We start from the raw sequence: 11,647 nt of genomic DNA, 5'->3' as shown, positions 1-11,647 counted from the left end.
ACTATTTCTCCTTAAACAATTCGAGTATTTTTGTTGTCCTGTAGTTAAATATATGTTCTAATTTGTTGCGCACAATGAGTGTATTGGCTATTCTTCCCAAAATTCCAAGTGGAACAGCGTAAATCACCTTATCTTTCATCAAAACCTTTCCCTCAAACTCTTCGAAGGTATGTTCGTGGTGCCAATAGGCATAAGGCCCTTTTAGTTGCTCATCAACAAACATGTACGGTGCATTTACCGCACTAATTTGGCTTACCCATTTTAAAGGAATACCAGCAAGCGGCTTCACAATGTATTGAATCATTAAACCATTATGAATTTGTTTGGGCAAATTTTTACTTACCACCTTAAAACCCATATCATTAGGTGTTATTTTAGCCAAATTAAATGGATTACTAAAAAAGTCCCACGCTTCTAGTAAGGATATTGGCAACACTGTTTCTCGGTATAACTCGTAAGTTTTCATTAAACTAGTTCTAAAATTCCTTTATTGGTTACCTCATTAAAAATGATTTTAAACCAAGGTGTATATCTTTCTGGATAATCAGCCAAATCTGTTTTCAACTCATTTACAGACATGTATTTCCAATCCGCTACTTCTTCAATATTAGGTTTTGGCTGTTCATTAAATCGACCTAAAAAAACGTGATCCAACTCATGCTCCACCAATCCATTACCAACATCCGCTTTGTAGATGAAGCTATAAGACCAATCTGTTTTACAACTGATCCCCATTTCTTCCAACAGGCGCCTATCTACGGCTTTTTGTAGCGTTTCCCCTTCTCGGGGATGGCTGCAACAGGTGTTGGTCCACATGCCAGCGCAATGGTATTTGCTTAATGCCCGTTGCTGCAACAACACCTCATTATTATCATTCAACAAAAACACCGAAAAAGCCCTATGGAGTTGTGCCTGCTCATGTGCTTGCATTTTCTCCATTAATCCAATGGCCACATCGTTGCTGTCAACTAATATTACTTTTTCAGTCATTGAGTGAGATTCGTTAATTGTTGTTTTTCTGTGGTAGTTAATTTTTGCTGCTGCAGAAAGGAGATTACAGTTTTCGCAAGTTGTTCGTCCAATTGCTTGCTTGCTAAACTTCTTAACAGCAGTTGCTTATCAGCTTCAATATGATCGTCATAACCCAAAAATGAAGGTGCTGAAACCTGATTGGCATACCTTAAAAAAATCAACTCGGTATTTGCTTTATCCTTCCCTATTGCCACATTTAACAGTTTTTTACCTGCGTTAAAGTTGCTGATTTTGGTAAAGGGATTGAAGGCATGTTTAGCCATCATCATTTTTGCAGCACCAGTGTAACCAAGCGTAAATGCATTTTGCTCCTGAACGGCCAACAACTTTAGCAATTGTTGTGTAGTTTGCTTACAACTATAAGACTTGGCGTACATTTCTCTAATTTGTTGCTTTGTTGATGCAGAAGGTGAGCTTGCGCTCAATGTAAACAACAACAATAGCAGTACTAAATTTTTAGCTAACATCTGTTGACAAAGTTCCGGAACCCTGCGGCACAAAAAAGGTATTTAGCATTAGCAATGCTTTCTGAAAATCGGGCACCCTCACCCTTCTTTCCATAATGTGCTGTGCAGGTATCTCCTTAATTTTTCTAAAAAGTGACCGATAATAAATATAGGCCAAATATACGCCCTTTTTAGCAGTTTTTGGCAATTTCAGTATCCCTTCAAGCGCATCGTCAAACTCCGCTTCTATCTCATCTTCTATATTCAACTTATCTTGCTCCGTAAAATGATTGAAGTTCATATTAGGGAAATACATCCTTCCCAACTCCATATGATCCGCTTTGATATCCCTTAAAAAGTTTACCTTTTGAAAAGCAGAACCTAACTTCATAGCAGCCGGACGAAGCTTGTTGTACTCGTTCACATCACCATTACAAAAAACCTTTAAGCACATTAAACCCACTACTTCCGCAGAACCAAATATGTATTTATCATACAACTGCTTTGTGTACACCTGTTTGTCCAAATCCATCTCCATGCTATCTAAAAAAGCATCGATTAACTCTACATCTATACTATATTGGTGTACCGCTTGCTGAAAACTGTTGATGATTGGATTTAAGCTGATCTTATCTTCCAAAGCTGCAGTAGTTTCTTTACGCAACTGCTCCAAAAGTCCTTTTTGATTGTAGCCATGAAAAGAATCTACCACTTCATCGGCAAGCCTAACGAAGCCATAAATTGCAAAAATTGCAGGGCGAATGCTTGGAGATAGGAACTTGATTCCAAGCGAAAAAGATGTGCTATACTTTTTCGTAGTAATTTGGCTGCATTTTGCTGAAACTTGATCGAAAAGTGCTTTCATAAAATTATTTTTGATGGTGCTTTGCAATGTAATTGGCTACTACCTGACCTGAAATGATAGCAGGCGGTACGCCAGGACCTGGCACTGTAAGCTGGCCCGTGTAATACAAGTTTTTAATTTTTTTATTTCTTATAGATGGTTTTAAAACTGCTGTTTGACCAAGCGTATTAGCCAAGCCATAAGCATTTCCTTTGAAGGCATTATAATCATCTACAAAGTTTGAATAAGCATAGGTAGTTTTAGATATGATGTTTTCGGCAAATTTTTCTCCGCAAAATTCTTCCAATCTTTCTATTAAGTGATTGAAATATTTTTCCCTAATTTCCTCTGTATCCTGTAACCCTGGTGCAACTGGAATAAGCAAAAACAGATTTTCCATCCCATCCGGCGCAACGGTATCATCAGTTTTTGACGGGCAACACACGTAGTACAACGGATTTTCTGGCCATTCTGGCGATTCGTAAATTGCTTTGGCATGTTGCTCGAAGTTGTTCTCGAAAAACAAATTATGGTGCTGCAGCTTTGGTAATTTCTTATTTACACCTACATAATACAATAGGCATGAAGGCGCCATTACGCGTTTATCCCAGTATTTCTCCGTATAATTTCTATAATTTTTAGGCAGAATTTTTTGATCTATATGGTGATAATCTCCAGCACCAACTACGTAATCGGCGTTAAAAACAACTACATCATTTCCCACTTGTGTCACCTTGCCATCAGCAATTTGCATTTCGGTAACTTCAAAGCCCAGCACAAACTCTACTCCTTTTTCTACCGCCAATTGATGCATTGCCTCAGCCAATTTTCCAAAACCACCCATTGGATACCAGGTACCCAACTTAATATCGGCGTAGTTCATCATACTGTATAAAGCAGGAATATTTTTGGGAATGGCCCCTAAAAACAACACGGGAAACTCCATTAACTGGAGCAACTTTGGAGACTTGAAGAAGCGACGCACATGCTTAGCGAAAGATTGCAACAGATCTAATTTTGTGGCAGCTTTAAGTACTTTTAAATCCACAAACTCCATAATGCTCAATCCTGGTTTGTGCACAAATTCGTTTATTCCAACTTCGTATTTGTATTGGGCTTCTTTCAGAAACTGATCCAACTTCTCAGCACTACCTTTTTCTATTGCCTCAAAAGCATTGCGTAACGCTTGGTAATTTGCTGGCACTTCGAAAACATCGGCTTTGCCGTAAATTACTTGATAGGATGGATCTAATCGGGTGAGTTTAAAGTAATCGGCAGTTGATTTTCCAAATTGCTTAAAAAAACTTTCCATCACATCAGGCATCCAGTACCAGCTTGGCCCCATATCAAATGTGAAACCATCCTTTTGGAAAACCCTGGCCCTTCCACCTACGGTGTTGTTTTTTTCAATTACGGTTACCTTATGCCCTAGCTCAGCCAAGGTAATTGCAGCACTTAAGCCAGCAAAACCGGCACCTATTACTATTGTATTTGGGGATGTAGCGCTCATAATCTATTACCTAACAAACATAAGCTAAATTTTGTTTAAGTTTTTAAAAAAAAGATTAAACAAAATAAAAGTTACAAAACTATTTCAATTCGTTTTAAAATAGCGATTTGCAAAAACAGTAATTAAAATTCTGATGCTAGGCTTTTTAGGTTACTAAATATATGAAAATTGGGCGGTAATTTCAAATTATGTTCCAACAAAGAAGCACTTGCCAAATAAAATTTCGTTACATTAGGGATAACTTTCATCTTACTAATGAATTCTGTAGCGTCAGCTTCTGACATAGCGTTTGAAATGTTACAGATTAAGATATCGGGATTGCTAATTTGTAGTATTTTAGGTAAATCAGATAATGGCACCGCTTGGCCTAGATATACTATTGAATAGCCCTTATTTTTTAATATGTAATTCAAAAAAAGCATTCCCAGTTCATGCAGTTCATTTTCAGGCAAAAACATGGTTACCTTTTTTGCTTTCGGATCAGCAACGATGGGCAAATTATCTATACCAGCAATGAGCTTTTGTCGTACCATATTGCTCATAAAGTGTTCCTGAGCTGGATTGATGGCATCAATTTGCCACATAATCCCAATACGACTGAAGAATGGAAAAACGATGTTATTAATCGTAGCCTCGAAACCCATACGAGCTACCGACTTATAAAACACTTGATGAAACAATGCTTCATCTAAATCAATCATACTCAGCATTAAACCATCAAAAATATCTTCGTCGCCACTTCTAACAAAGCTGAAATCTTTTACCTTCTCGGCAATTTCAGTGTTACTCATTTTAGCGATATGCGAAATTTTTATTCCATTTCTGTTGAGCACATTGATATTCAGCAAAGCTTTTAAATGGATATTGTTGTAATACCTGATATTGGTTTGTGTACGAAGCGGTTTGATTACCTGATAGCGCTTTTCCCACATCCTTAGTGTAGCCGCCCTAATGCCGGTAAGCACTTCGAGATCTTTGATGGAATATTGGGCCAGCACTGCCATACAAACGTTTGTTTTGTTGAATATTTATCATACAAATTTAAACAAAAAAAGTTTTCGAATTTCTAAATCATCTCTAATCAGGTATTATTTGGTTAGATTAACCGTATTTTTGCCACATGCTAAAACACCTTCACACTTTTACAGGTCATCAAAATCCAGTATATGCGTTAACTAAATCCGCTAAAGAGGGAATATTTTTTACCGCTGGAAATGATAAAGGTGTAGTGGAATGGTCGTTAAGCAAAATGGCGTTTGTAATGGTTAAAATGCCAGTTCAAAGCTCTGTTTATTACTTGCACAACTTTGAGGACAGGCTATTTGTTGCCGAAAGGAGTGGCGCTTTTTCTGTCTATGATTTTTTGGCACAAGAAATAACTTACCGAATAAATGCCCACCCTAAACCCATATTTGGGATGCAAACCATTGGCTATAAAAATGAATTATTAACCAGCAGTGAAGATGGAAGTGTAGCAATTTGGTCGTTATCTGATTTCAAAGAGTTATATCGACTTGAAATATCGACAGATACAGTGCGGTGCATAGCAGTTTCTCCAAATGAAAAGGAGATTGCTTTTGGCTGCAAAGATGGGAGCATACACGTTTATCATTCGGAAGACTACAGTTTAAAACAAATTTTGAAGGAGCATACCATGGGCATCACTTCCTTGGCTTACCACCCAAATGGCGATTATTTGATATCAGGAAGTAGAGATGCGCAATTGAAAATTTGGAACTTAACGGATTACACAATGACCAATAACATCTCAGCCCACTTATTTGGCATTTACGACATTGTTTTTCACCCTACGCTTCCATTTTTTGCCACTGCTAGTCAGGACAAAAGCATTAAGTTGTGGGATGCCAATAATTTCAAGTTGTATAAAATTGCAAGCATTGATAAAATGGGGATAGGCCATAGCCATTCGGTTAATAAGTTATGTTGGAGCCACGATGGAAGTAAACTGATTTCTACTGGTGATGATAAGAAAGTGATGATTTGGGATCTTGTTATATGATGATCTGTGGTATTTGTCAATGGTCGGTTTAACCGAAGCCTTAAACTAGTGCAGCTTCGTGATCTACAATTCTACCTAAAAAGGGTTGATGTTAATCGCTAGATGGCTTAAACGTACTAGTGTTTTAAGATTCCGAAATAAATTCGGAATGACGAAACAACGAAAGTAGATGCAAACGGTGAAAACTAATAGCGCAACGTTTTAGCTCAGGACAAACCACAAGGCATTGTAAATCTTTAAAGAATAGCGCTTAACTCTACCGAAATGAGCCTTGGAATATATAGCGTTACAACAACCCTCCAAATCCTTTGCCGAAACGGTAAGTTAGGCTAAATTCATAAGTGCTATTACTGAAAACCGGATTTTGCACATTACTGCTGGTTGCAAACTGATATCCAAAGCCAATATTTAGGTTTTTCACAAACAAACTCGCTAACGCAGCCATCTCCCCTTGGGTTCTTATATCAGCGCCCACGCCAAAAGTCTTTTTCAAATAAATCATGGCTGATAAGTTCGCTTGAAAATCGAGATTTTTAGCATAGCTAAGTAAAGTTGCCGGCTTCAAATCAAAATCATTTCCCAAAGCAAAAACGGCGCCCGCAGTAAAATGGTAAAGATTATTTACATCATAGTTTTGAGCTTTGCTACTTAAACCCAATTTGGAAAATGTTAAACGAGGCACAGCAATACCTGCATAAAATTTCTCCGGACGATAATACATCAAACTTGCCGAAAGCATGCCATCGGTTTCTTTTAGGTCATTTGCGAAAGAAGGGTCTGACACGGAAAGTCTAGAAAAGTTGCCGTTATAGTAACTCACACCAGCACCTAAGGAAAGTGCCAGATAGTCTTCAGCGGCTAATCGTATCGATTTACCCACAAAAACAGAGGCCTCTCCTACGTTTTCTACCGCAGCAGTTTCATGTTTTAGGTTAATACCCACACGCAAATCTGACTTGACTAAAGGTAAACTCGCCGCTAAGCGATAACTTGTTGGCGCCCCTTCCAAATCAACCCACTGGTAGCGACCAACCACGTTAACCTGCGGTTGCTGAGTTAAAAAACTTGCCGCTGTATTTATCGGCATCACTACATTATTGTACTGCGTATAGTTAGTTGTTTGCTGTGCTGTAGCATATAAACAACTTAAACTGAATGATATTATTAGGACAAATTTGAGTTTCATCTCGTTGAGTTTAGAAATACTGATGTTTGTATTAAAGCATTGTTGTTTTGAATGGAACATTAAAACTTAAGCACGAAATAGCCTTTTTTCTGTAACCATTGTCCATTTTGCTTATAGGCTAAAGCATAATAATAGGTGCCATTAGGCAACTGATCGCCGTTGTTAGTTTTTCCACTAAACACTACCTTTTCATTATCATAGCCTTTTTGTTCATATACTAAATTTCCGCTTCTCGTTACAATGCGTAGCTCGTTTTCAGGATAAGCATTTATACCTTCAATTAAAAAAACGTCATTTACACCATCGCCATTTGGAGAAAGTGCCGCGGAAATTAAGAGTTGAGCGCTACCTGCCGTATGGATAAGAATATCTCGATCCACATTAGTTGCCGGCAAATAGAATTCGTTACCTGCCTGCAAAGCGGTAATTTTTAACGTACCAAGTGCTTTAACTTGCAATTTATTGTCTGCCGTAACTACGCCAACAATGGGATTATTAGCCACGAAAGTAACGGGCAAACCTGAAGAGCTCACAGCATTTAATGTTACTATGCCTGCATATCTGCTAAAAGGCCCTTGCTGATTAAATGTGATTGTTTGAGGCGCTTTGTTAATGGTAAAACTAATTTCTATGGGAGGTGCTGCTGTATAACTTGCATTACCCGCTTGTGTTGCTCGTATGGTAGCCAAACCAGTATTTATAATGTTTACTGTTGAGCCATTAATGGTAATATTGCTGGTTAAAGCGGTATAGGTTACTGGCAGTCCGGAACTGGCTGTGGCCGTAAGTACAAATGGAGCTTCTCCGTAAACTTTATCGGCAATAGCCGGAAACGTGATACTTTGACGAGGATCATTCCATTTTGCATATAAGGTAGTGCTTCCTAAAACCACATCAGTGGCGAAATTCCAAACCGTGCTAAGTGCGGCATCTTTATACCAACCACCAAAAATAACATCAGTTTTGGTAGGTGGCGTTGGCGCAGCAAAAGTACTATTGTAAGCCACCTGAACAGGCGCTACCGCCGTGCCACCATCAGTATTAAAGCTAACGGTATAAAGTATTGGGTTCCATTTGGCAAACAAAGTTGTGGCGGCGGTTACTACATCAATAGCAAAATTCCAAGGGGTGGTTAAATTGGCATCTTTAAACCAGCCTCCAAAAGTATATCCAGTACGAGTAGGCGCCGTTGGAGATGCAATAGTTTGATTTTGAGCGGCATAAATTTCGCTAACAGAAGTACCTCCGTTGCTATTAAAGCTCACAATTAGTGGCAAAGCACTTTCGTTGTAGATGTTAAAATCATCGAAATAATACTTGTAAGAGAATGGCGTTGTTGTGGCACCATTGGCATTGAAGCTAATTCTGAAATTCTTCAAATCTACGCCCGGACCATAACTTGGTTGGTTATTAATGGCTACCACATTACCAACCCATACCGCGTATCTGTTATTTTCTAAATCTTGGATGGTTCCGTTTGGAGCGCTATATTTTTGAGTATTTCCAGTGTTATTAATGAATACTGAAAGTTCTTTTGCGCCAGAAAACTCTTGCGACGAGCTTTCGATAGATGACCATTGCGTTGCGGTTGCCGTATTTGCAACTGTATTGATGGTGAATACCCCATTTCTGGTGCTGATACCAAAACGCGTATGACATTTTGTGGCATCGGGAAAGGTGGCATCATTTATAAACTCTTTACCAAATAATATCCCGATGTTGCTTGTAGTAAGTGTACCTGTGATATCCTGAAAATCGATAAGCACTTTAAAAACTAAAAATTTTGGGGTGACTGCAAAATCGGCATTACGAACAATATGCGACGAACCTCCATTACCTACTTTTGCGAATAATAACCTACCGTTGCTAATAGACATGCTATTGTTGGTAGGTGTAAAAATGGTAAATGCAGTAAATTGATTGGCACCAGTTGCTGGCGATAAGACGGCATAATCTGCCAAATTATTTGAGCTATTGAAGTTTTGCGAGAAGATTTGAGCGTACCCTTGCGCCAAACAAAGCAACATCAATATCGGAAATATGAGTATTTTTTTCATCTAAAGGCTATTAAGGTTCAACGGTAATATCTATTTGTTTTACGGTTTCTTTTCTACCATATACACTGCTGTTCGCGATTACAAAAGTGGCTTTGTAAGTCCCTGGCTGCGTGTAAACGTAGTTGTACGAAGAAGATTCAGGATCAGCTACAGATTTGACAACAATAGGTTTATCGATACCGAGATTAACGGAATTTTTTCTGAAAATAGGTACTGAAACCGCGTAGCCCTGCTTGGCAATTACATTGTTAAAAACGCCAGTCCATAAAATCCTAGTGGCGTTAACATTGGGTAAACTTGTACCGCTATCGGTGAATTGCGTGGCGTCGTACACCACTTTAAAGCCCATATCGCCAAAAGTGTAGATATCTCCAGATAAACTCTGATCAGAAATTACATTCCCAAATATCTTGAATCCTTCTACGTAAGCCTGTGTTCGTTGAACTCCAGCTGGAGTGTTGAAAAACCAGCAAAAAGTTATTGGCGTACTATCATTTACGAAAAGACTGTTGATGTTGAAGTTACCTGAATTTACACCATCAGCGGTGGAGGTTCCGATGCTAGTTGGAAAGGTGAAATTAGAAGAGATATCTGTCCACGTGGCGCTTTCGATTGCGGCAATGGTACCAGCACCATTGTAATTTGTAGAATATTTGAGCTGCGCCACATTTGAGTTTACTCCCGAATATTTGGCAAATCTGAACGACAGCAACATTTCGGCATCATAAATTCGTTCGTTTGCGGCAAACTGATAGTCATTCAGTTTATTACCTGAATAAAAAGTGATGAAATCTGCGTCGCCATCAAACTTGAAATTAATGGTATCCCCTACCTTATAATTTTGTTTAGTTACGCTTACCGTAACCGATGGCACTTTTACGTCATATTCTTTTTCGCAGCTTAGCAACGAAATCAATGCTATTGAGCCTAATAAAAACTTTATCCTTTTCATTTTAAGCATATCTTACCATCCAACATTTTGTGTTAACAACCTATTTACCGTCATTTCATAAGTAGGAATTGGCCACACTACATCTCTAGGCTTGGCATTACCATAATAAGCCCTAGCTGAAATAATGTAAGATGAGGTACCAATTGGAACTTGATTATTGAGGCTTTGCATCGAACTGGTGAAAATCCCCCAGCGCACCAAATCATTTTTTCGCAAGCCCTCAAAGCAGAGTTCTCTTGCCCTTTCTTCTATAATGGCATCCTTTAAACCGGTGTAATCGGTCACTGTCAACTCTCTATCTGGGCTTCCCACCGGAATTGCTCTTCTGCGCACCACATTTATTTGCTCCAAAGCCAGTACTTTATCGCCGCCAGGCATTTCATTTAACGCCTCCGCATACATTAAAAGCACATCTGAATAGCGCATTAACGGATAATTTTGTGGTGTGGATGCCGAGCTTTTTGGAAGAAGAATTTCACTTTCTCGTCTAAATTTCCCACTATATCTCGCAAAAGTGGTTTGTTGGGCTGTCCAATTGGTTTTTACCCTTGGTGTACCCGTGTAGTAATAAGGCGCAATTGCCCAATCTCTTCTGGTATCACCTGTAGTATATAAATTGTATAAATAAGAGGTTGACCTGATTGCACCAATGCCGTAGCCTACGTTGCTACTATCTAAAGGGTAGGCAATCCCGTTGTTTCGGCCAACCATACCACCTGTAGAGGCGTAGATCCCGGTTCCGTTTCCATAAAAATCAACTTCAAATATGCTCTCCTTTGGATCCATCACGTCGGTAGCGTAGTTCACAAATACTTTTTCGTAAGAAGGATTTAAGGCATGATAATTTGCATCCTTTACTTTCTTAGCCCACTCTGCCGCTTCCGCATACTTACTTGCATCATTCAGCGGCTGCCCCGCCATGTACAAAGAAACCCTGGCTAACATTGCCCAAGCTGCAGATTTAGAAGCTTGTGTTCCTGTATTTACTTCCGACATCGGCTTTAATAAATCAGCAGCGGACTTTAAGTCGTTTAGCACTGCAGCATAAACATCCTTCAGTGCCGTTCTTGGTTTTTGTAAATCTTCCGTTTTAACGGCATCCGAACGAGTAGCTTTGAGCATCAGCGGCACCCCTCCAAACTTATTGGCCAGCATAAAATGGAAGTAGCCCCTTAAAAATAGTGCCTGCCCTTTGATATGATTACGCTCTTTTGCGGTAATAGTAATAGTAGGGTCATCTACGCTTTCCAATAGTAAATTCGCTCTATTGATACCCCTGTAAAAAACCCGATAGTAGCCCAAAATCTTGGAATCAGTAGCGTACACATTATAATCGCCAACGGTATTTAAGTCAGATGAATAGGACTCGTAACCTTCATCGGCCTCCAATCCCATACGGCCTAATAAATTGTTACCAAACAAAGAACCATCGGCTAAGGTAGCATATGCACCACGCAAGGCTGCGTTTAACTGCTCTTCGGTTTTATAATAATCTTCTTCTAAAATGATATATTTTCCTGCATCTATATCAAGCACCTTATTACAGGCAAAGCAAAGTGCAACTGTAACTAATATGAAGTATATTTTTATGTGTTTCATT

11 protein-coding genes are annotated in these 11,647 nt (G+C 39.0%); 1 reads left to right on the top strand and 10 read right to left on the bottom strand.

The window, feature by feature from the left end:
* Nucleotide 1 precedes the first annotated feature (1 nt).
* From DUT68_RS04675 to DUT68_RS04650, 6 genes are all read right to left on the bottom strand, one after another.
* A complete protein-coding gene (locus DUT68_RS04675) occupies nt 2-466 on the bottom strand; it encodes an SRPBCC family protein (RefSeq protein ID WP_113636192.1) in 465 nt (154 codons plus the stop codon).
* Nucleotides 466-990 carry an isopentenyl-diphosphate Delta-isomerase gene (idi, locus tag DUT68_RS04670; protein WP_113636190.1) on the bottom strand — a complete coding sequence of 175 codons (525 nt, stop codon included), beginning with the start codon at nt 988-990 and terminating at the stop codon, nt 466-468. The genes DUT68_RS04675 and idi overlap by 1 nt, the downstream gene beginning before the upstream one ends.
* Complete coding sequence (locus tag DUT68_RS04665) at nt 987-1,499, bottom strand: hypothetical protein (RefSeq protein ID WP_113636189.1); 513 nt, start codon at nt 1,497-1,499, stop codon at nt 987-989. The genes idi and DUT68_RS04665 overlap by 4 nt, the downstream gene beginning before the upstream one ends.
* The gene (locus DUT68_RS04660; RefSeq protein ID WP_113636187.1) at nt 1,489-2,343 is read right to left on the bottom strand and encodes a phytoene/squalene synthase family protein; all 855 of its coding nucleotides are present in this window, start codon (nt 2,341-2,343) and stop codon (nt 1,489-1,491) included. The genes DUT68_RS04665 and DUT68_RS04660 overlap by 11 nt, the downstream gene beginning before the upstream one ends.
* A gap of 4 nt (nt 2,344-2,347) precedes the next feature.
* On the bottom strand, nt 2,348-3,832 hold the full coding sequence (locus DUT68_RS04655; protein WP_113636185.1) for a phytoene desaturase family protein: 1,485 nt from the start codon (nt 3,830-3,832) through the stop codon (nt 2,348-2,350).
* Between the two features lie 122 nt (nt 3,833-3,954).
* On the bottom strand, nt 3,955-4,836 hold the full coding sequence (locus tag DUT68_RS04650; protein WP_113636183.1) for a MerR family transcriptional regulator: 882 nt from the start codon (nt 4,834-4,836) through the stop codon (nt 3,955-3,957).
* Between the two features lie 116 nt (nt 4,837-4,952).
* Here DUT68_RS04650 and DUT68_RS04645 point away from each other — a divergent pair, with 116 nt between their 5' ends.
* Nucleotides 4,953-5,852 carry a WD40 repeat domain-containing protein gene (locus DUT68_RS04645; protein ID WP_113636182.1) on the top strand — a complete coding sequence of 300 codons (900 nt, stop codon included), beginning with the start codon at nt 4,953-4,955 and terminating at the stop codon, nt 5,850-5,852.
* A 286-nt stretch (nt 5,853-6,138) separates the two neighbouring features.
* On the opposite strand, the gene DUT68_RS04640 is transcribed toward DUT68_RS04645, so the two are convergent.
* From DUT68_RS04640 to DUT68_RS04625, 4 genes are read right to left on the bottom strand one after another with little or no spacing between them, the layout of a single operon-like run.
* Nucleotides 6,139-7,038 carry a PorP/SprF family type IX secretion system membrane protein gene (locus tag DUT68_RS04640; protein WP_157960775.1) on the bottom strand — a complete coding sequence of 300 codons (900 nt, stop codon included), beginning with the start codon at nt 7,036-7,038 and terminating at the stop codon, nt 6,139-6,141.
* Nucleotides 7,039-7,097: 59 nt separating this feature from the next.
* A complete protein-coding gene (locus DUT68_RS04635; protein WP_113636178.1) occupies nt 7,098-9,095 on the bottom strand; it encodes an InlB B-repeat-containing protein in 1,998 nt (665 codons plus the stop codon).
* Between the two features lie 10 nt (nt 9,096-9,105).
* Nucleotides 9,106-10,047 carry a DUF5017 domain-containing protein gene (locus tag DUT68_RS04630; RefSeq protein WP_157960774.1) on the bottom strand — a complete coding sequence of 314 codons (942 nt, stop codon included), beginning with the start codon at nt 10,045-10,047 and terminating at the stop codon, nt 9,106-9,108.
* A 12-nt stretch (nt 10,048-10,059) separates the two neighbouring features.
* Nucleotides 10,060-11,646 carry a RagB/SusD family nutrient uptake outer membrane protein gene (locus DUT68_RS04625; protein ID WP_113636174.1) on the bottom strand — a complete coding sequence of 529 codons (1,587 nt, stop codon included), beginning with the start codon at nt 11,644-11,646 and terminating at the stop codon, nt 10,060-10,062.
* Nucleotide 11,647 lies beyond the last annotated feature (1 nt).

This window comes from Pedobacter zeaxanthinifaciens (assembly GCF_003313335.1).
Taxonomy (GTDB): domain Bacteria; phylum Bacteroidota; class Bacteroidia; order Sphingobacteriales; family Sphingobacteriaceae; genus Pedobacter; species Pedobacter zeaxanthinifaciens.
The sequence above is the reverse complement of the archived record's forward strand: the minus strand, read 5'-3'. Positions and strand labels throughout refer to the sequence as shown.